Source organism: Acinetobacter sp. UBA6720 (assembly GCF_002454215.1).
Lineage (GTDB): Bacteria > Pseudomonadota > Gammaproteobacteria > Pseudomonadales > Moraxellaceae > Acinetobacter.
In genome coordinates this window covers 1-21,123 of the sequence record NZ_DKIK01000047.1, presented here as the reverse complement: position 1 = coordinate 21,123, position 21,123 = coordinate 1, and the positions used below count along the sequence as shown (strand labels likewise).

Annotated in this window: 18 protein-coding genes, 3 tRNA genes and 1 pseudogene; 14 read left to right on the top strand and 8 right to left on the bottom strand. The window is 41.4% G+C overall.

Annotated features, from left to right (window positions below; all coding sequences use genetic code 11):
• Nucleotides 1–63 precede the first annotated feature (63 nt).
• Together B4F08_RS04140 and B4F08_RS04135 are read right to left on the bottom strand one after the other, a co-directional pair.
• The gene (locus tag B4F08_RS04140) at nucleotides 64–1,083 is read right to left on the bottom strand and encodes a sulfate ABC transporter substrate-binding protein (RefSeq protein ID WP_291373353.1); all 1,020 of its coding nucleotides are present in this window, start codon (nucleotides 1,081–1,083) and stop codon (nucleotides 64–66) included.
• A 252-nt stretch (nucleotides 1,084–1,335) separates the two neighbouring features.
• The gene (locus B4F08_RS04135; RefSeq protein ID WP_151706656.1) at nucleotides 1,336–2,334 is read right to left on the bottom strand and encodes a sulfate ABC transporter substrate-binding protein; all 999 of its coding nucleotides are present in this window, start codon (nucleotides 2,332–2,334) and stop codon (nucleotides 1,336–1,338) included.
• Between the two features lie 402 nt (nucleotides 2,335–2,736).
• Between B4F08_RS04135 and B4F08_RS04130 the strand changes: the two genes are divergently transcribed.
• The 5 genes from B4F08_RS04130 to B4F08_RS04110 all read left to right on the top strand — a co-directional run bounded on the left by B4F08_RS04130 (nucleotide 2,737) and on the right by B4F08_RS04110 (nucleotide 6,284).
• Complete coding sequence (locus tag B4F08_RS04130) at nucleotides 2,737–3,021, top strand: hypothetical protein (RefSeq protein WP_110974184.1); 285 nt, start codon at nucleotides 2,737–2,739, stop codon at nucleotides 3,019–3,021.
• Between the two features lie 144 nt (nucleotides 3,022–3,165).
• The gene (gene gltX, locus B4F08_RS04125; protein WP_291373350.1) at nucleotides 3,166–4,674 is read left to right on the top strand and encodes a glutamate--tRNA ligase; all 1,509 of its coding nucleotides are present in this window, start codon (nucleotides 3,166–3,168) and stop codon (nucleotides 4,672–4,674) included.
• A 92-nt stretch (nucleotides 4,675–4,766) separates the two neighbouring features.
• Nucleotides 4,767–4,842: transfer RNA gene (locus B4F08_RS04120), tRNA-Glu, on the top strand.
• 153 nt (nucleotides 4,843–4,995) lie between these two features.
• A complete protein-coding gene (locus B4F08_RS04115) occupies nucleotides 4,996–5,337 on the top strand; it encodes a hypothetical protein (RefSeq protein WP_086209059.1) in 342 nt (113 codons plus the stop codon).
• Nucleotides 5,338–5,480: 143 nt separating this feature from the next.
• On the top strand, nucleotides 5,481–6,284 hold the full coding sequence (locus tag B4F08_RS04110; protein WP_291373348.1) for a DUF4198 domain-containing protein: 804 nt from the start codon (nucleotides 5,481–5,483) through the stop codon (nucleotides 6,282–6,284).
• A gap of 65 nt (nucleotides 6,285–6,349) precedes the next feature.
• Here the strand turns inward: B4F08_RS04110 and ettA are convergent, their stop codons facing one another.
• Entirely contained in the window at nucleotides 6,350–8,011 is a 1,662-nt protein-coding gene (ettA, locus tag B4F08_RS04105) for an energy-dependent translational throttle protein EttA (RefSeq protein ID WP_086209193.1), read from the bottom strand.
• Nucleotides 8,012–8,306: 295 nt separating this feature from the next.
• Here ettA and B4F08_RS04100 point away from each other — a divergent pair, with 295 nt between their 5' ends.
• The 4 genes from B4F08_RS04100 (at nucleotide 8,307) to B4F08_RS04085 (ending at nucleotide 11,631) form a co-directional block, all read left to right on the top strand.
• The gene (locus B4F08_RS04100; protein WP_291373345.1) at nucleotides 8,307–9,584 is read left to right on the top strand and encodes an O-acetylhomoserine aminocarboxypropyltransferase/cysteine synthase family protein; all 1,278 of its coding nucleotides are present in this window, start codon (nucleotides 8,307–8,309) and stop codon (nucleotides 9,582–9,584) included.
• Between the two features lie 307 nt (nucleotides 9,585–9,891).
• Nucleotides 9,892–10,779, top strand: coding sequence for an SDR family NAD(P)-dependent oxidoreductase (locus tag B4F08_RS04095; protein ID WP_086209061.1), 888 nt, complete (start codon nucleotides 9,892–9,894; stop codon nucleotides 10,777–10,779).
• Between the two features lie 117 nt (nucleotides 10,780–10,896).
• Nucleotides 10,897–11,220: a hypothetical protein gene (locus B4F08_RS04090; protein WP_291373342.1), complete on the top strand. Its 324-nt coding sequence runs from the start codon at nucleotides 10,897–10,899 to the stop codon at nucleotides 11,218–11,220.
• Between the two features lie 93 nt (nucleotides 11,221–11,313).
• On the top strand, nucleotides 11,314–11,631 hold the full coding sequence (locus B4F08_RS04085) for a hypothetical protein (RefSeq protein WP_291373340.1): 318 nt from the start codon (nucleotides 11,314–11,316) through the stop codon (nucleotides 11,629–11,631).
• 56 nt (nucleotides 11,632–11,687) lie between these two features.
• Here the strand turns inward: B4F08_RS04085 and B4F08_RS04080 are convergent, their stop codons facing one another.
• Nucleotides 11,688–14,039, bottom strand: coding sequence for a Tex family protein (locus tag B4F08_RS04080; RefSeq protein ID WP_291373338.1), 2,352 nt, complete (start codon nucleotides 14,037–14,039; stop codon nucleotides 11,688–11,690).
• 335 nt (nucleotides 14,040–14,374) lie between these two features.
• On the opposite strand from B4F08_RS04080, the gene ompR reads away from it, so the two are divergent.
• The 4 genes from ompR to B4F08_RS04060 all read left to right on the top strand — a co-directional run bounded on the left by ompR (nucleotide 14,375) and on the right by B4F08_RS04060 (nucleotide 19,111).
• Nucleotides 14,375–15,139: a two-component system response regulator OmpR gene (ompR, locus tag B4F08_RS04075; protein ID WP_086209065.1), complete on the top strand. Its 765-nt coding sequence runs from the start codon at nucleotides 14,375–14,377 to the stop codon at nucleotides 15,137–15,139.
• Between the two features lie 241 nt (nucleotides 15,140–15,380).
• Nucleotides 15,381–16,841, top strand: a complete 1,461-nt coding sequence (locus B4F08_RS04070; RefSeq protein ID WP_086209066.1) for an ATP-binding protein — start codon at nucleotides 15,381–15,383, stop codon at nucleotides 16,839–16,841.
• Between the two features lie 205 nt (nucleotides 16,842–17,046).
• Nucleotides 17,047–18,564: an acetyl-CoA hydrolase/transferase family protein gene (locus tag B4F08_RS04065; protein WP_086209067.1), complete on the top strand. Its 1,518-nt coding sequence runs from the start codon at nucleotides 17,047–17,049 to the stop codon at nucleotides 18,562–18,564.
• Between the two features lie 127 nt (nucleotides 18,565–18,691).
• Entirely contained in the window at nucleotides 18,692–19,111 is a 420-nt protein-coding gene (locus B4F08_RS04060) for a GNAT family acetyltransferase (RefSeq protein WP_086209068.1), read from the top strand.
• Between the two features lie 10 nt (nucleotides 19,112–19,121).
• Here B4F08_RS04060 and B4F08_RS04055 read toward each other — a convergent pair whose 3' ends face one another.
• From B4F08_RS04055 to B4F08_RS04040, 4 genes are all read right to left on the bottom strand, one after another.
• Nucleotides 19,122–19,874 (bottom strand): class I SAM-dependent methyltransferase, encoded by a 753-nt coding sequence (locus tag B4F08_RS04055; RefSeq protein ID WP_151706965.1) that lies wholly within the window; start codon nucleotides 19,872–19,874, stop codon nucleotides 19,122–19,124.
• A 142-nt stretch (nucleotides 19,875–20,016) separates the two neighbouring features.
• Nucleotides 20,017–20,092, bottom strand: a tRNA-Phe gene (locus B4F08_RS04050).
• A gap of 136 nt (nucleotides 20,093–20,228) precedes the next feature.
• Nucleotides 20,229–20,304: transfer RNA gene (locus tag B4F08_RS04045), tRNA-Phe, on the bottom strand.
• Between the two features lie 185 nt (nucleotides 20,305–20,489).
• Nucleotides 20,490–20,867 carry a GNAT family N-acetyltransferase gene (locus B4F08_RS04040; RefSeq protein ID WP_086209070.1) on the bottom strand — a complete coding sequence of 126 codons (378 nt, stop codon included), beginning with the start codon at nucleotides 20,865–20,867 and terminating at the stop codon, nucleotides 20,490–20,492.
• Nucleotides 20,868–20,959: 92 nt separating this feature from the next.
• Here B4F08_RS04040 and B4F08_RS04035 point away from each other — a divergent pair.
• Nucleotides 20,960–21,123, top strand: a pseudogene (locus B4F08_RS04035) (imidazoleglycerol-phosphate dehydratase); the annotation flags it as partial.

Sequence of the window (21,123 nt, the reverse complement as noted above, 5' to 3'; positions counted from 1 at the left end):
ACCGTCATAAAAAAAGCCTCCCATAGGAGACTTTTTAAACATCATCGGCAAAGCGAGCCTAACTCATTTACGGTTATTTGAGATCTGATCGTAAATTGCCCCATTCACAAAGTGAGTCTGTTGCGCTTTCGCCCAGCCCCCAAAGACCTCATCAATGGTGAAAGTTTGTAAGGGTGGGAATTGCGCTTTATATTTTTCTAAAATCGCAGCATTACGCGGACGGTAAAAATATTTCGCAGCCATTTCCTGACCGATCGGTGAATATAAATAGTTAATATAACCTTTGGCTAACCACTTATTGCCATTTTTCTCAACGGTCTTATCTACGATTGCGACAGAAGGCTCAGTTAAAATCGAGATCGAAGGATAAATAATCTCGAATTGGTCTTTACCTAATGTTTTTTGTGTCACTAAGGCTTCATTTTCCCACGTCAATAACACATCACCTATGCGACGTTCCGCAAATGTCGTCATTGAAGCACGTGCTGCAGAATCCATGACTTTTACATTACGGTACATTTTACTGACAAACTCTTTCGCTTTGGTGTCATTACCACCAGGTTGTTTCAATGCATAACCCCAAGCGGACAAATACACCCACCGTGGCAATCCGCCTGTTTTTGGATTTGGCGTAATAATTTGTACACCAGGCTTGGTTAAATCCGACCAGTCTTTAATTTTTTTCGGGTTACCTTTACGCACCATAAATACAATGGTCGATGTATAAGGTGCCGAGTTATTTGGAAACTCTTTTTGCCAGCCTGGTTGAATTTGACCAGACTTCACGATTTCATCAATATCATTGGCCAAAGCCAAAGTCACTACATCGCCTTTTAAACCATCCACCACCGAACGTGCTTGCTTACCTGAACCACCATGTGACTGTTTAAACTCGACCGTTTGTCCTGTACGACTTTGCCAGTAAGCAGCAAAAGACTGATTAAATTCATCATAAAACTCACGTGTTGCATCATAAGATACATTGAGCATAGTACGATCCGCAGCTTGTACTGAAGTAACACTCAATGTCAGGCCTGATGCGAATAAGGCAGCAGTCAGAATAAATTTTAAATGGGTTTTCATAGCAGCATTAAATTAAATATCTAAAATTATGCTAAATATATGAAACAAAATCACAAACCACAATTCGTGTTTCATGATTAAATTGTTGCGACCTTTAATTTAAACAGGGTTAATCCACTGTTTTTATTCAAAATAATAATCCGCTCTTTATTTCTTCTAATTAAATAGATTTTTATGCTTTAAATATGCAGAAAGTGAATATATAACTATTCACTTTCACTGATCAAACATTCATTTATTAAGCTAAGCTACTTATTTTTCAGTATAAATTTGATCAAAAATCGCACCATTCACAAAATGGGTCTTTTGCGCTTTAGCCCATCCGCCAAAGACATCATTAATATTAAATGTTTTTTGTTTTGGAAATTGTGCAATATATTTATTCGCGACCTGTTTATTTCGCGGGCGGAAAAAATGCTTCGCAGCCAACTCTTGCCCTTTAGGCGAATACAAATAATTTAAATAGCCTTTGGCCAAATTCCGATTGCCATTTTTGTCGACGGTTTTGTCCACAATCGCAACTGATGGCTCAGCAAGAATCGAAATAGACGGGTAAACAATATCGTATTTGTCTTTACCCAAACCTTGCGTTGCCAGTAAAGCCTCATTTTCCCAAGACAAAAGCACATCGCCAATCCCCCGCTCAGCGAATGTGGTTAATGAACCGCGTGCGCCTGAATCCAGTACTTTGACATTTTGATACAGCTTTTTGACCAACTCTTTGGCTTTGGCATCATTTCCACCTGGCTGTTTCAATGCATAACCCCAAGCTGATAAATAAATCCAGCGTGGAGCCCCTCCCGTTTTGGGATTAGGGGTAATAATTTCAACATCTGGCTTGGTTAAATCATTCCAATCTTTAATGTGCTTTGGATTACCTTTACGTACCAAAAACACAATGGTTGAAGTATAAGGAGCAGAGTTATTTGGAAATTCTTTTTGCCAGTTTTTATCAATTTGTCCCGTATTGACGATTTCATCAATATCATTGGCCAATGCTAAAGTCACTACATCAGCTTGTAGCCCGGTTGCAACTGCCCGTGCTTGCTTGCCAGAACCACCATGCGACTGCTTAAAGTTTACCTCCTGACCTGTTCGAGTTTTCCAATATTGCCCAAAAGCTTGGTTATATTCTTGATAAAACTCACGAGTCGGATCATAAGACACATTTAAGAAATCTTTTGCTGCATACGTCGTTGCAGCCCAGCTCCCCAGTAACACAAAAACAGATGTCGCTAATATTTTTTTCATTGCTTTATACTCTTAGTGAATTTTCCCACTATATAAACAACAAAAAATCAGTACAATCATCTAGTTATAATTAATTATGACTTCAAAATCGAATAAAAAGATATCTTTTGAATGACTAAGCTCTATACTTTTTCTCATAATCCTCGCGGAGCAAACACTGATTTACGCACTTAAAATTTTGAAATCTTCATGTTATCTCCACACTTGTTTGGTACAAAAAGCCAAACGATTTGTATTTTCTATTTAGAAATGTCAATTTAACCAAACTTTCTTTATATTTTTGTAAATTTTGTGACACAGTTACACTTTTTTATTGGTAAAACTGGTTAAATTGAAACTAGATTGAAAAAGACTTTTAATAAAAATCTGTTCTAATACCATGTTGAGAGGGGGAATAAGGACATGAAAGCAACATTTTTACACAGCGTTACTTTAAGTATCGGCTTGGCATGTATGAGCCAAATAGGACACAGTGCCGCAATTCAAAACAACGATAAAATTGCAATGCCTGCTGAAAAAACATCGTTGATTGAGAAAGCGCTCAGCCAACAAAAAAGTGGTGAAAAAAACACATTGACGGATACTGATTTAAAAATCATGACCTCAATTAAAGTTGCACCGACACAAAATTTCTTTGCTACACAAAACCAACGCTTCAGTCGTTTTGTGCAATCGCTCTTCCTCTAAATAAAAAAGCATCACATCAGCGCCTCTCTCAAGCGATGATCTTGCCGATTAAAAGTCTGATCACGGAATGTTGAATTAAGCATTAAGTGGTCGGGCTTTTTCGTTATAATAGACCTCAATTTACATTCTGAATCATTATTGGCCATGACTGTTCGTACTCGTATTGCTCCCTCTCCAACAGGCTTCCCACATGTGGGCACAGCGTATATCGCATTATTTAACTTATGCTATGCCAAGCAACACGGTGGTGAATTTATTCTACGTATCGAAGATACCGACCAACTGCGTTCAACACCTGAATCTGAAAAAATGATTTTAGACTCTCTTCGTTGGTTAGGCCTAAATTGGTCAGAAGGTCCAGACATCGGTGGTCCACATGCACCATATCGCCAGTCTGAGCGAATGCATATCTATAAACAGTATGCGCTTGATTTGGTTGAGAAAGGTCATGCGTTTTACTGCTTTGCAACAAGCGAAGAACTTGATCAAATGCGTGCTGAGCAGCAAGCCCGTGGTGAAACACCAAAGTATGATGGTCGTGGTTTAAAACTATCTGCCGAAGAAGTTCAAAGCAGACTTGCTGCAGGTGAGCCACATGTGATTCGAATGAAAGTACCTGAAGAAGGGATTTGTACAGTCAATGACTTGCTACGTGGTAAAGTAGAAATCCCTTGGGCACAAGTGGACATGCAAGTTTTATTGAAAACAGATGGCTTGCCAACCTATCACCTTGCCAATGTGGTCGATGACCATCTCATGCAAATTACTCACGTGTTCCGCGGTGAAGAGTGGTTGCCTTCTGCACCGAAACACCAGCTCCTTTACCAATATTTTGGTTGGGAAATGCCTGTACTGGGTCATATGCCTTTGCTACGTAACCCAGACAAGTCAAAATTGTCAAAACGTAAAAATCCAACATCAATCACGTACTATAAAAACATTGGTGTCTTGCCAGAAGCCCTATTGAACTATTTAGGTCGTATGGGCTGGTCAATGCCAGATGAACGTGAAAAGTTCAATCTGGCTGAGATGATTGAGCATTTTGATATTCACCGTGTTTCTTTAGGTGGCCCAATTTTTGATGTAGAAAAACTCAATTGGCTCAATGGTCAATGGATCAAAGGCTTAAGCCCAGCTGAACTATTAGATACACTACTGGCATGGAAATCTGACCGCAAGATGCTCGAAGACATCGCAGCAGCGATTCAACCGCGGATCAACTTACTTTCAGAAGCCGTAAACTGGTCTGCGCACTACTTTAATCAGTTCCCCGCACTGAGCAAAGAACAGTTTGAAAGCAAAAAGCTGACCGAAGAGCAAGTTCGTCAGAGCCTTCAATTTGCGATTTGGCGCTTAGAAAGCATGTTTACGTGGAACAATGATACAGTAAGCCAAACATTGATGGACTTAGCCACCCAGATGGAGATTAAGCTGCGTGACTTTATGCCAGCGTTCTTTATTGCGATTGCAGGTTCGACTGCTTCAACCCCTGTGATGCAAACCATGGTTACCATCGGCCCTGACTTAACCTTCGCGCGCTTACGTCATGCACTTGAAATTGTAGGCGGTCCAAGCAAAAAAGAAGCAAAAGTATGGGAAAAACTAAATGAAAGCTTAAAATTGCCGAAAAATGATGCAGTTGATAACGCTTAATTGATTTTTTAGTTGACGCATGAACGTTATATCCCTAATATAGCGCTCACACAGAGAGACGGTGTTAACCACTCAACGTGATGCCTCAATAAGTCCCTATCGTCTAGAGGCCTAGGACATCGCCCTTTCACGGCGGTAACCGGGGTTCGAATCCCCGTAGGGACGCCATATTTAAGATGGCAACATCTGATAAAAAACCCAAGCATAATGACTTGGGTTTTTTATTGCCTGAAATTTCTTAGCCATCCATTCCAACGCTTTTTTTGGCTTTCTGCACTAATCCGATTAGAATACAACATAGATTAGAATTTCGGAGTCGTCATGCAATACCGCTGTCCTCAATGCCAAAGTCCAAAAATTATGCCTGTTGCTCAAGCAGGCGCTCCAGCAGCACGTCCAGTTGTGCCTAAAAGTTTAGTTTTTCTAATCCCTGCTATCTTTGTGTTATTACTTCTGGTGTTAATTAGCATTGCAATGTGGATCTTTGGGGATGGTGCAGGCTCAACACTTCAAATTGCAACGGTTGTCGTGTTTATCGTATGTGTAGTTGCGGGTTTCTTGTTTTACCGAGATCTTCCAGATTTTAAAATTTCGATGCAAGGCTTTATGCAATCCCAAAAAAAATGGAAATGCCGCGAATGCGACCATGAGTGGGAAATTTAAATCCCCTCTTAATATCAGCAGATCAAGGAGAGGCCAAGCTCTCCTTTTTCTTCAGGCAAATTATAAATAATAATTATTATCAAATGGTATTTTTTCTCGATATAATCAATCCACTTTTTGATTATATTCGGAACTTTATTGCCATGAGAAATATGCTCTTTTGTGCGCTTGCTCTAAGCACTGCGACTCAAGCCCATGAACCCTATGTCGCACCCTTAGCCTATCTCACAGAGAATACCCAAGTTCCTGTTCTTAGTGCTTATGCGGAACAAGCTTTTCATCCTGAATACGCTTTAAAAGATACATCCTTCACTGTTTTTCAGCCCAACCAAACTCAAAGTACCGTTCAACCCGTAAAAAATTTAGACTCAGCAGCAACGTTTGATCTCAAACTTCCTGAAAAGGGTACCTATACCATTTTCGCAAAGACTTCGTATCCAATTGATTACGTACAGCACAATCGTCAGTGGAAAATTTTTGCCGATGTAGCAGCAGACAAAGTTCCTGCTCTGAGTGAGCGTGACTATGTCATTCCAAGTGACTTTAAAGGTAAAGTGCCAAGCAAGGTCTCTACGGTTCGTGAATGGAGCATTCAAAGCTATGTCAGCAAGGACAGCACCTCACCTGTCGCTATAACACCAGCCCCAATTCAAGTCAGCTTTAAACCCCATCCCAACCAAATCAATGTACAACAACCTGTACAACTGCAAATTACGCAAGCAGGCAAAGCTCTTGCGCATGCAGAGCTTATGGTTCGCGCTCAAGGTGAGCTTGAACAGCAAGCAAAAAGCACACCTGTTGATGCACAAGGCAATGCCACGCTCACTTTTGAACAAGCTGGACAATACTTGATTGAAGTGAGCGAAAAGGTCGATGCCAAAGCAAAACCTAAAAATCAGTATTACAGCATTATCAGCTTACAAGTGAATGCCTCTAAAACTCCTTAGAAAACAATTAACAAACATAAAAAAACCAGCCCGAAGGCTGGTTTTTTTATTGGCTAACGACAGTATTAACCGCCAATTTTCTTGTATTTAGTACGTTTTTGTACAGCATCTTCACCTAAACGAGCCAAGCGGTATGCTTCATACTCGGCATAGTTGCCTTCATAAAACTCAGGTTGCTCATTTTCAAATGACAAGATATGCGTTGCAATACGGTCAAGGAACCAACGGTCATGCGATACCACCATTACCGTGCCTGGGAATACAAGAATTGCATCCTCAAGTGCACGTAAAGTTTCGATATCCAAATCGTTCGATGGCTCATCCAGTAAGATGACATTAGCGCCCATTTGCAGGATTTTCGCCAGTTGTAAACGGTTACGCTCACCACCTGACAATTCACCTACACGTTTTTGCTGATCTTGGCCTTTAAAGTTAAAACGGCCAATATAAGCACGTGATGCAATTTCGTATTCGCCAATTCTTAGGATATCCAAACCGCCAGAAACTTCTTCCCAAACGGTTTTGTTGTTATCCAAAGTATCACGGATCTGACCCACATAAGCGACTTTAACCGACTCACCTAGTGTCACCGTACCTGTATCAGGCTGTTGTTCACCCGTCATCATACGGAACAGTGTGGTTTTACCCGCACCGTTTGGACCCACAATACCCACAATTGCTGTAGGTGGTACGGTAAAGCTGAGGTTTTCGTAGAGTACGCGACCATCAAATGATTTGCTGATGCCTTCGACTTCAACCACTTTATTGCCTAGACGCGGACCAGGTGGAATATAGATTTCAGACGTTTCATTACGCTGTTGGAACTCACGTGAGTTAAGTTCTTCAAAACGCTCCATACGTGCTTTGTTTTTCTTTTGTTGACCTTTAGCATTTGAACGAACCCATTCCAGTTCTTTTTTCAATGCTTTAGCAAAAGATTCTTCTTGCTTCTGTTCTTGCTCTAAACGTGCATTCTTTTGCTCTAACCAAGCAGAATAGTTGCCTTGATATGGAATGCCCATACCGCGGTCAAGCTCAAGAATCCATTCAGCGACGTTATCCAAGAAATAACGGTCGTGCGTAATCGCCACAATCGTGCCCGCGAAGTCTTTCAAGAAACGCTCTAACCAAGATACAGACTCTGCATCCAAGTGGTTCGTCGGTTCGTCTAGAAGCAACATGTCTGGCTTAGATAAAAGCAAACGACATAATGCAACACGACGACGCTCACCACCTGATAGTAAAGTTACGTCTGCATCCCAAGCTGGAAGGTTCAATGCTGCAGCAGCTTGATCCATTTGGTTGCTCAGGTTGTGTGCATCCCATGAGTGAATAATCGCTTCTAATTTTTCTTGCTCTTTTGCCAATTTGTCAAAGTCTGCGTCTTCAGCCGCATATTCAGCAAATACTTCATCCAAGCGTGCCAAAGCATCTAATGGTTCACGTAAACCATCTTCAACGTTACCGCGAACATCTTTATTTGGATCGAGTGGTGGCTCTTGCTCTAAATAGCCGATTTTGATACCCGGTTGCGCACGAGCTTCACCAGAGAAATCTTTGTCTACGCCAGCCATAATACGAAGCAAGGTTGATTTACCTGCACCGTTTAAACCAAGCACACCAATTTTTGCACCCGGGAAAAATGACAAAGAGATGTCTTTCAAGATTTCGCGCTTAGGCGGAACCATCTTAGACACTCGGTTCATCGTATAAATATATTGGGCCACGCAGGACTCCTCAATAGAAAACCAAAAAATCGCAAAACAGCGAAAAATATTTTGGGGCATTATACGATGAATGCGCTGAAAAAATAAGGCATTAAACCGATCTTCAATGCAATGTTACAACTTTCAGTTCGAGTGTTTTTTAAACGCTTGTTTTCAGCAGTTTTTATATGCTTACCAAGTTAAAACTTACACTTCATTATGAAAATTTTAGATAAACATTCATATTTTTTTGCAATTTCACTTATATTCATTAATGGTAGACTGTGTAATATTTAACTCACGCAGATGAAGTCACATGACCTATAAAGACGAAACTTTGGCTATCCATGCTGGTTATAACCCTGAGGCAACCACTAAAGCTGTGGCTGTGCCGATTTACCAAACGACCTCGTATGCCTTTGATAATACGCAACACGGCGCTGACCTATTTGACCTGAAAGTCCAAGGCAATATTTATACCCGTATTATGAATCCAACCACTGCGGTGCTCGAACAGCGTTTAGCTGCACTCGAGGGAGGTATTGGAGCTTTGGCTTTGGCTTCGGGCATGGCTGCCATTACTTATGCTATTCAAACCATTGCTGAAGCAGGTGACAACATTGCTTCAGTATCGACCTTGTACGGTGGCACTTATAACCTGTTTGCCCACACTCTGCCGAAACAAGGCATTGAGGTACGCTTCTTTGATTATCAAGATCCAGAAGCCCTACGTGGTTTAATTGATGAAAAAACCAAGTTGGTTTTTGTTGAATCCATTGGTAATCCACTGGGCAATATTATCGACCTAGAAGCAATTGCCAAAATCGCCCACGAATATGGAGTACCTGTAGTGGTCGATAATACGGTTGCAAGCCCTGCTTTGCTTAAACCGTTTGAATATGGTGCTGACATCGTGATTCACTCGCTCACTAAATATATTGGTGGACATGGCAATTCGATTGGCGGTGCGATTGTTGATAGTGGCAAGTTTCCTTGGGGCAAATATCCTGAGCGCTTTAAAGTGCTGAATACACCCGACCCAAGTTATCACGGCGTGAACTATGTTGAAGCTTTGGGCGAAGCAGCCTATATTGCTCGCGCTCGTGTCGTTCCATTGCGCAATACTGGCGCTGCGATTAGCCCACTCAGTGTGTTCCTGATTCTGCAAGGCTTAGAAACACTCAACTTGCGTATGGAACGTCACATCTTCAATGCGCAGAAAGTCGCAGAATATTTACAAGCCCATCCCAAAGTAAAATGGGTTAACTATGCTGGATTGAAAGATCACCCTCAGCATGGTTTGGCACAAAAATATGTCAAAGGGCAGCCTTCCGCAATTTTATCTTTTGGGGTACAAGATGGCCTTGAAGGTGGGACACGTTTTATTGATGCCCTACAACTGTTTACACGCTTAGTTAATATTGGGGATGCCAAAAGTTTAGCGTGCCACCCTGCAACGACCACACATCGTCAGTTGAATGAAGCGGAATTGCTATCAGCAGGCGTGAGTACAGATATGGTGCGCCTATCCATAGGGATTGAACATATTGATGATTTAATTGCAGATTTAGAGCAAGCCTTAGCCCAAGTCTGAAATGCATCCTACAAAATAAAAGCCTCAATCACATGATTGAGGCTTTTTATACAGCTGTCTTTTATATTTATAGCCCTTTAATTTCATTTTGATTCGTGATAAAAGTTAATTATTAGAATAAGCAAAATAGAGTTTTTACTCTAAAATTATTTATTAATTCAATAACTTATGCCGTGATATTTTGAAGCAGTTTAGGTATCATATTGTTAAGGAAAGCAGCTGCATTGGTCCAAAAATCCAGCATAAATAATCGAATACAAAAACAGCCATAACCCTCAAATATTCTATTTAGATCAGGAAAGATAAAGTGAATTCAAGAATTGATAGACTTTTTAAAGAACGTGTAAACGGAAAAACCGTCTTAATTACAGGTGCTTCAAGTGGTATTGGTTTAACAGTTGCACATAAACTGGCTGATGCAGGCGCACATGTACTATTAGTTTCACGCACCAAAGAAACCTTAGAAGAAGTCAAAGCAGATATCGAAGCCAAAGGTGGTTCAGCTACGGTTTTCCCTTGTGACTTAAATGATTTAGATTCCATTGATGAAGTTTCTAAACAAATTTTAGCTTCAGTAGATCATATTGATATTTTGATTAACAACGCAGGACGCTCAATTCGCCGCGCGGTACATGAGTCAACAGAGCGCTTTCATGATTTTGAACGCACCATGCAGCTCAACTACTTTGGTGCTGTGCGTTTAGTGATGAACATCTTGCCACAAATGATGATTCGTCGTGATGGTCATATTATTAACATTAGCTCAATTGGTGTATTGGCAAATGCCACCCGTTTTTCAGCGTATGTAGCATCTAAAGCTGCTTTGGATGCGTTCAGCCGTTGTCTCTCAGCCGAAGTACATTCACATAAAATTGCGATTACGTCAGTGTATATGCCTTTAGTCCGCACGCCGATGATTGCACCAACAAAAATTTATAAGTACGTACCCACGCTTTCACCTGAACAAGCAGCAGATTTAGTCGCGTACGCGATTGTGAAGCGTCCGAAGAAAGTCGCAACCAACCTCGGTCGTTTGGCATCTATCACTTATTCAATTGCACCAGATATCAACAACAAACTCATGTCGATTGGCTATAACTTATTCCCTAGCTCTAGCGCATCGGTAGGTGAGCCACAAAAACTCAACTGGGTACAAAAAGCGTATGCACGCTTATTCCCAGGTGAACACTGGTAAGTTTCCTGATCATGACCCAGCTTTTCATTGAAAGGCTGGGTTTGCATATTTTGCAAGTTTTAACAGATCGTTAAGAAATAAAATCCAATATAAAAATAAGAAGAAAAGGAGATAAAAATGCAGGCACTTTATATTTTCAAACTCTTTTGTTTCATTTTTGCCTCACTTATGGCTTTTAATCTATATATAGAACTTCGCCTTCCTGATCATTCAATTTGGCAAGTTATGGTTTATGGTGGGCTAATGATGATTTTGATCGAATTTGCTGTTAGTAGCCGACCCTCTGCCCAACGCTCAAGCTCTCATTTAAACAATAAAAATCACACAGACTCTACACCAGTAAAAACTCCCCCACCGTCTCGTTTATATAGCAATATTTTATTAAAAATAGGGCTCATATCAACGCTTTCAGCGCTACTTGCTCAAAGTGTAATAAACTAGAGACCCACTATTTTTTATAGACAAAAATAAAGATGACGATGCAATCTCACATTTTGTGTTATAAACAGCCGTCATTTTTTGTTTTGTGAGTCTATGCGCACTTTTTCTTTCGTCCTGCAATACGTATGTATCGCCTTTGCGATTTACCTCAGCTACCGCGTAGGCAGCAGCCTGTATTTACAAGATTATGTGATGATGGATATCGTGGCCAATGTCGGCACGATTCTGATCTGTATCGACCTTGCTGTTTTCCTTTGGCATAGTCGTAGCACGCAAGCTATGAGCCTGAAAGATTATGCGACGAGACTAGAACAACCTGCACCGACTTTTGTCAAAGTATGTCGAAAGCTAGGGCATTTTGGCATTATGCTAATCATCACCAGTTGGATCGTGCCAATCATCAACGGATAAAAGAAACCATAAAAAAACCTCCCACTTGGGAGGTTTTTTTATTTAAACATTAAAGATTATTTAGAACCTTTAATCCCCGCTTGAAGCAACAATGCACCTAAACCACCAATTTTATTTTCTTGAGGTTTAGTCGCTTGTGGCTTCTTGTTTGTTTGAGTGCGCTCGCCTTGCGGACGTGCTTGTTGTGGACGTTTACCTTGTGGTTTACGTTCACTACGCTCTGCATTTTCACGGCGTGGTTGACGTGGAGCTTTAGGCGCATCAGCACCTTCAGGGCGCATCGACAAATTCACACGATTACGCTCCGCATCTACACTGAGTACACGCACTTGCACAATTTGACCTGGTTTCGCCACTTTATGCGGATCTGCAACAAATTCATTCGCCAATTCTGAAATATGGACCAAACCGTCTTGGTGTACACCCACATCCACAAAAGCACCGAAGTTCGTCACATTGGTCACAACACCTTCAAGCTGCATGCCTTCTACTAGCTGCGCTACTTCCGTAATGTCTTCACGGAATTTTGCGGTACGGAACTCTGGACGCGGATCACGACCTGGTTTTTCCAGTTCAGACAGTACATCTTGAATGGTTGGTAGACCAAATTTCTCATCTGTAAATTCTTCTGCATTCACTTGGCGAATAATTTCAGAGTTACCAATGATGTCTTTCACTGTTGTCGCTTTCGCTTCAACAATTTTAGCAACCAATGCATAAGACTCTGGGTGAACTGCAGAAGCATCCAATGGCTCTGAACCATCTTGAATACGTAAGAAACCTGCCGCTTGTTCAAAAGTACGCTCGCCTAAACGTGGCACTTTCTTCAAATCTTGGCGGTTGTCAAAACGACCATTTTCTTTGCGGAAATCGACAATTTGCTGTGCAATCGACTTATTCAAACCTGCGATATAACCCAAAATAGCAGATGATGCAGTATTAACATCCACCCCCACCGAGTTCACACAGTCTTCAACCACCGCTTCAAGGGTTTTTGCCAAACCAGTTTGGTTCACATCATGTTGGTACTGACCTACACCAATCGACTTTGGATCAATTTTTACTAGCTCAGCCAATGGGTCTTGTAAACGACGTGCAATCGACACAGCACCACGAATCGACACATCTAGCTCTGGTAGCTCCGCAGATGCCAATTCAGATGCTGAATAAACTGATGCACCCGCTTCTGATACTGAAACACGGGTCAGTTTTAAATCACTGTTTGCAGCCATCATTTCAGCCACAACGCTTTCTGTTTCACGGCTTGCTGTACCATTGCCAATGGCAATCAGGTCAACATTGAACTCGCGACATAAACGCGCCAGTTCTGCAATTGAACCCGCTTTATCTTCTTTAGGTGCAAATGGATAAACCGTGCTATGTGCAAGTACATCACCTGATGCATTCACCACAGCCAATTTCACCCCTGTACGGATGCCAGGGTCTACACCTAAGGTTGTACGTGCACCCGCTGGTGCAGACAACAATAAATGACGTAAATTTTCAGCGAAAACATCCATTGCTTCAGATTCAGCTGCGAGACGTTTTTCGGTGAGCAACGAGTGTTCGATGCTTGGACGAACCTTGCCTAACCAGAACAATTTTGCCGTTTGCTTTAAGTAATCTTGACGCGCTTGTGGCTGTGCAGTTTCAAGGCTGTATTCTGTTTCAATACGCGCCAATGCTGCATCATCTTCGCCATCAACTTTTAAACCTAAAACGTTTTCTTGACGACCACGTAACATCGCCAATAAACGGTGTGATGGGACTTTGTTTAAATTTTCAGAAAAATCGAAGTAATCGCGGAATTTTTTGCCAACTTCTTTCTTCTCATCACTTGCCACTAAACTTTTTAAAGTGGCTGTTTTTGCAAACATTGCTTTAAGTTCAGTTGTCAGTGCAATATTCTGCGCCCAGTCATCAATTAAAATATGTTGAATCGCATCCAACTGACTTTCTAGATCTGGATAATCTTCATGGCTAAAGCCTGCCAATGCTTCAGCAGGATCAACCGCTTCTGCAAAGATTTTTTCTGCAATCGGGCCCAAGCCTGCTTCTTTAGCTTTAAATGATTTACTGGTCCGTTTTGGACGGTACGGTGCGTAAATTTCTTCTAAGGCATTTTTAGTTTCAGCAGCATTTACACGTGCCAACAAATCATCAGACAATTTATCTTGTTCTTTTAATGATTCGATTACCTTTTCGCGACGTTCAAATAAATCACGCAAATAAGCCAAACGTGTATCGAGCTGACGTAACTGCGCATCGTCCAAGCCTTGCGTGACTTCTTTACGGTAACGCGCAATAAATGGAACGCTAGCACCTTCATCAATCAACTTGATGGCAGCCTCGATTTGATTTGGACGTACGGCAATTTCTTTTGCCAACTGCTGAACTAAGTCAGTCATCGTATGTGATCCCACAAGGATATGTACTAAAAGCCATGATTATAAAGACCAAGACTATAAAATCCACAACTGTTTTATGAATTTCACCGCTTAAATGTGACATATTTCGGGCAAATTTCATAAATCCATATTATTTTCAGTGTTAAATCTTATTTTTAGTCATTCTTTGCCATGTTTTTCTATGGGCTAAGATGTATACATTTGGTATCTATGTCTTGATTTTACCTGCAATATTTGTTGCTTTAGAGCATAGTAAAGACATACAAATGAGTCGTATACTCAAGACTACCCCGACTTTTGTTTACGATGACAATAAAGAATAAAGGAGCACTTCAATGAGTTTAGTTGTACCTGCTGAAAAAACAGATGCCGTACATAACGACGCCGATCGCGTTGAACGCATTTTAGTGGTAGATGACGATGTACGTTTACGTACGCTACTCCAACGCTTTTTAGAAGATAAAGGCTTTGTGGTAAAAACAGCGCATGACGCGACCCAAATGGATCGTCTCTTACAGCGCGAACTGTTTTCACTGATTGTGCTCGACTTCATGCTCCCTGTAGAAGATGGCTTAAGTATCTGCCGTCGTCTACGCCAATCCAATATTGACACACCTATCATCATGCTGACCGCACGTGGCAGTGATTCAGACCGTATTGCAGGTCTAGAAGCAGGTGCAGATGACTACTTACCGAAACCATTTAATCCAAATGAGTTGTTAGCACGTATTCGCGCCGTATTACGCCGCCAAGTCCGTGAAGTTCCAGGCGCACCAAGCCAGCAAATGGAAGTGGTCAGCTTTGGTCCATGGTCACTTGATTTATCAACACGTACCCTAACGCGTGAAGGTCAAGTCGTGACTTTAACTACAGGTGAGTTTGCGGTACTGAAAGCCTTGGTACAACACCCACGTGAGCCTTTGACTCGCGACAAATTGATGAACCTTGCGCGTGGCCGTGAATGGGGTGCAATGGAACGTTCGATTGATGTTCAAGTATCTCGCCTACGTCGTCTAGTAGAAGAAAACCCTGCTCGTGCGCGTTATATCCAAACCGTTTGGGGTGTGGGTTATGTCTTTGTTCCAGATGGCGCGGAATAATAAGCTCCAATAATGTAAACGTTCACCGAACTTATTGTCCCTAAAAGCCATTCGCTGCTGTTTGAGCCAATTTTACTTTCAAGGCTTGTCAACTTTAATTGCGAGTTCAGCGAATGGCAAAAGTTTTGGTTACTTTTTAAAAAGTAACAGAATGAGCTCCTTCTATTACTGATAAATACGGTAAGACTCCACCGTGTATATTTCAGTAATATTGATAAAAAATAGTCCACAGGAAGCTGGCGTGAAACTCGAACCCATCGACCCTCAAAAATTTACAGATTACGAAGCTTACTCAGAGAGAAAGCGCACGCGTTGGGAACGGTTTCTTGACAAAATTAAGCCACGCTCTGCTGCCATGCGCACCACTGTGCTGGTGTTGTTTGTGGTGTTCTTTAGTTTATTTATGTCCTTATGGTTCTTTTGGCGAACTTTATATCTACCTGAAATTCAACAACACGCCCGCTATCTTGCGGTTGAATTAGAAATACTCAACAACCCTGATTTGCGTATTTATCATAAAGATGCGGAAGTTGATGTCGATGACTGGCTAAGAAGTCGGGTGGGCATTGAATACGTTACCAACCCCAAAGAATATCCAAATGTCAAAGACAAGGTGATTGCTGAATTCTTTACCAACCAAATTGAAGCCAAGCTCGCCAAAGAGCTGAATGTAGAACATGCTACAGTTTATTTTCAATTTAAACCGAGTCCACGTATTTGGATTCAAACCCCAGAAATGAATGGTAACTGGGTACGTGAACCACTCAAAACCTATGCTAACTATAGTCCAGAGCTGATTTTTGGCTGGTTACTTGGTGTTCCCCTGATTGCAGCGGCCATTATTTTAACCCTTGTTCGCCAACTTAACCGCCCGCTACGTCGACTGCAAAATGCTGCCAATAATTACAGTAAGACAGGAAAAGCCCCTTATCTCGAGACCAACCATGGGCCACAAGAAATCCGTGAGGTCAATCAGGCTTTTAACCACATGATCTATACCTTAGATCAAACTGAACGTGACCGTCGAATTATGTTGGCAGGGATTTCCCACGACTTACGCACACCATTGACCCGCATCCGACTCAGTGCAGAAATGATGCCTGATGATGATTTTTTAAAAGAAGGGCTGATTTATGATGTCGAGGACATGGATGCTATCTTAAATCAGTTCATTTCCTATATGCGCGACGGTTCAGATGAGGAAATCCAAGACACCGATTTAAATATGTTGTTACAAGAATTGGTGGTGCAGTTCAAACCTCTAGATATTCGTTTTGATGCAACAGAACTTCCCATTATTCAAGCACGCAGTTTATCTCTCAAACGCCTAATCGGTAATCTCATCAATAATTCAAAACGTTATGGTGCTGAACCTATTGAACTCTCCGCAACACTTGAAAATGAACACATTTTAATTAGCGTAGCGGATCACGGCGAAGGGATCCCAGAAGACCAAATTGAAGAGCTCATGCAACCTTTTGTCCGTGGTAATGAAGCCCGAACCGTACAAGGTAGTGGCTTAGGTCTCGCGATTGTGAAGCGAATTGTGGATATTCATCAAGGCGAATTGATTATTCATAATCGTGAACAAGGTGGACTCGAAGCAATTATTTCTCTCCCCTTAAATACTCAGCAAGATGTTGAAATTTCAAACAACAATCCGCTCGAAAAACTCAAGCAAACACTAGTAGAGCATTTTTAATATTGAACAATAGTTGAGCAAATGATTTTGTTCAACTATTCAACAATTTAATTTTACCAAATATATTTCAAATACTTACAAATCATCAGAAAAGCTTATACCCACATTTTTTCAAAAAATTAGACCTTAGCCTAACAGGTATGCACAATGTCGTTCTTGATCGGTACAATCGGTGCCAGATCCAGAATATTAACGAGAGTAAACCATGTCTTTAGATCGTATCCGTTTAGCTTCACTTCACGATAAAGTCATCAGTGCAGAAGAAGCGTCTGCTTTTATTGAAGATGGCATGACTGTAGGGATGAGTGGCTTCACTCGTGCAGGCGAAGCGAAAGCTGTACCTTTGGCATTGGTTAAACGTGCACACACAAATCCTTTAAAAATCACACTAATTACAGGCGCTTCTTTAGGCAATGACCTAGACAAGCAATTGACTGAAGCAGGTGTATTGGCACGTCGTTTACCGTTCCAAGTAGACAACACTTTACGTAAAGCAATCAACAAAGGCGAAGTGATGTTCATTGACCAACACTTGTCTGAAACTGTTGAACAAATGCGTAACCTTCAGTTGAAAAAACCTGATATTGCTGTGATTGAAGCAGTCGCAATTACCGAAGATGGTGGCATCATTCCTACAACGTCTGTCGGCAACTCTGCAAGCTTCGCCATTTTTGCTGAAAAAGTCATTGTTGAAATCAACACCAACTTAAGCCCTGCTTTTGAAGGCTTACACGATATTTATATTCCAACTTACCGTCCAACACGCCAACCGATTCCACTAACTCAAGTCGATGAGCGTATTGGTACACATGCAATCAATATCGACCCTGCAAAAATTGTCGGTATCGTCATCAACAACGACTTACACGACTCTCCATCTACCGTAACAGCACCAGATGATGAAACTCAAGGTATTGCAGATCACCTCATTGCTTTCTTTGAAAAAGAAGTAGCTGAAAATCGCTTACCTAAAAACTTAGGCCCATTACAAGCAGGGATTGGCTCAATTGCCAATGCTGTACTTACAGGCCTTAAAGATTCAAACTTCGAAGACTTGGTCATGTACTCAGAAGTACTCCAAGACTGTACCTTTGAATTGATTGATGCGGGTAAAATGAAATTTGCATCAGGTTCTTCAATTACCCTTTCTGCTAAATATGGCGAGAAAGTATTTAATAACCTTGAAGCATACAAAGATAAGTTAGTACTGCGCCCACAAGAGATTTCAAACCACCCTGAATTGGTTCGTCGTCTTGGCATTATCGGCATCAATACTGCACTTGAGTTCGACATTTACGGTAACGTAAACTCAACTCACGTTTGCGGTACGAAAATGATGAATGGTATTGGTGGTTCAGGTGACTTCGCCCGTAATGCACACTTGGCAATTTTCGTGACCAAATCAATTGCAAAAGGCGGTGATATTTCATCAATCGTTCCATTCGCCTCTCACGTAGACCATGCTGAACATGACGTTGACATCCTAGTCACTGAACAAGGTTTGGCTGACCTTCGTGGTTTAGCACCACGTGAGCGTGCACGTGCGATTATCGACAACTGTGCTCACCCACTTTACCGTGATGCATTAAATGACTACTTCACACGTTCATGTGAGAAAGGCGGTCATACTCCTCATATCCTTCGTGAAGCATTGTCTTGGCATTCTAACTTTGAAGAAACAGGTCACATGCTTCCTGTACAAGCAGAAGCAAAATCGGCTTAATTCAAAGCTTTAAAAAACGCCCAGTTGGGCGTTTTTTTATATCTGATGAAAAGTGTAATAAAACACTTATCAAAATAAAAAAACTCAATTAATCTAAAGGCATCCAAAAAATAAAAATGCCAAGCTCATGTTCATTATTCGCCCCTATTTCGAAACCGATTTAGAAGACGTCATTGCCCTCTGGGAAGTGTGTGACCTCACTCGCCCGTGGAACAACCCTGAAATTGATATTTTTAGAAAGACTGCACAAAAAGATGGTCTGTTTTTATTGGCCGTCAAAGATGAGCAACTGATCGCAACCTTGATGGGGGGTTATGACGGTCACCGTGGTTGGATTAATTATTTGGCGGTACATCCACACTTCCAACGTAATGGGGTCGCAACCGCACTCATACAGCAGCTAGAGAAGCGCCTGATTGCTTTGGGCTGCCCCAAACTACAGTTGCTTGTACGTAAAGAAAATATCGACGTGCAGAGCTTCTATGAACAACTGGGCTATGAAGAAATTGATGTGGTCTGTTTTGGGAAACGCTTGATTACCGATTAAGCATAGACATTTAATGCACCGATACTGCTAGACGCCCCAATCTTACAAAAATTGGAAATGTAAGTTCAAAGATTTGGCTCACATGATCATCAAGCGCAAAAAATACTTTTAACTCGTATAAAGGGTCATCGGCATTTTTCAGTCGATAATGCTTCAACGCAGACCAAGTATTGAAATAATCCAACAATTGGTCAGCAGACCACTGAAACGACATCGACAATTCAGGCATGGGAATTTCTTCATAGGGAAAGGGAATCGTTTGATAGGCCTCGTCGATATAACATCGCTCAGCATCCCAATAGCCTTTCAATGTTCTAAAATAGAGCCTTTCGATACAAGCTTGTAGCTCAGGATGTTGCAGTTGAATAAGGCCATAGCCGATGACAGCGAGAACTCCATCTGATTTTAATGTGCGATTCACCTCTGCATAAAACCGATCAAAGTTAAACCAATGAATCGCTTGTGCCACTGTAATTAAATCAAAACTCTGCTCAGCAAAGCTGGTGTGCTCTGCGGACTGAACTTGATAACTGACATTTTCAAAATATGGCGCATGCTGTAACTGCTGGGTACTGATATCTGTCGCCACCACGGCATCAAAATAAGGTGCCAACAGTTGAGTCAGCTGTCCCGACCCCGCACCACAATCCCATGCAAATTGCGGAGTAACTACATACTTGAGTATCTCTTGAATCAAACTCGCTGGATAACTCGGACGTGCCAATTGATAAAGCGAACTTCCTGATGAAAATAAATCTTTCATAAGCCACCCTCAATCTTATTTTTGATTCGAAATTAACACACCCTCCAGCACGAAAAGCATAATTTTGTCCAACATCCAATCAGATGGAATTTTTATTCAAACGAAAAAAAGCCTCAAACAATGTTTGAGGCTTTTTTGAATATGGTGGCGAGACCCAGGATCGAACTGGGGACACACGGATTTTCAATCCGTTGCTCTACCTACTGAGCTATCACGCCGATGCCGTGTATTAAGCCGTATCTCGGATGAATAGTCAATAAAAATCATCACTTTTTTATTTGATCGAATAAATTTCAGGCAAAAAAAATCCCTAATGGGATCAGGGATTGAAATCTTTAAATTAGCTTTAAAATATGGTGGCGAGACCCAGGATCGAACTGGGGACACACGGATTTTCAATCCGTTGCTCTACCTACTGAGCTATCACGCCGATGTCGCGTATTAAACAGTTTAAGCCGTGTAGCGTCAAGTGTGTTTTCACAAAAATCTTTTGAATGCTTACTTTTACAGCAATATTCAACACCCTTTGCACATTTTTTGATTCACCCTGTGTACTTAAACTAAGGTTCAATCACTTTCCATGAAGTAAAGCAGCTTAAAACGACCTCAAAAAACTTAAATTTTGCCAATGTGCTCTAAGCAACGATGAATCGCGCCACAGCCTGGCTCAAACACTTTCACACCTTTACTTTCTTCCATGCGACACGTTTCTTCAACCAGTCGCTCCGCAACCCCTCGCCCACGATTTGCTGGATGTACCACGATATATTCAAGCGTTTTATTTTCACCCTGCCCGCTACACCAAAGTGCACCAATGACTTTAGTATTAAATTCTGCGGTATAAAGTAAGGTATACTGAGCCAGATTCTGCTCAAGTTGTTCTACGGCATCATGCCCATCGCCAAATTCAGGACTGGTGTCGTACAGTCGCTCTAGCTGGCTGCGCAACTCTTCTTTTTCTAGTGAAGTATAAGCGTGTACGGTAATAGGCATTGATAAACCCTCCTGAGCAATCTAATATGCGGTGACTTCGTTACGGCGAAACATTTTACATCAATTATTTGACGTCTTTGAGGAACGTGTCTATGACAGAACGTATCAGTGAAGTGGTAAGAAATACCAACGAAACCAAAATTCGAGTTCGTGTAAACCTCGATGGTACGGGTCAAGGCACGCTCAACACAGGTATTCCCTTTTTAGATCATATGCTTGATCAAATCAAGCGACATGGCTTATTTGATATTGATAT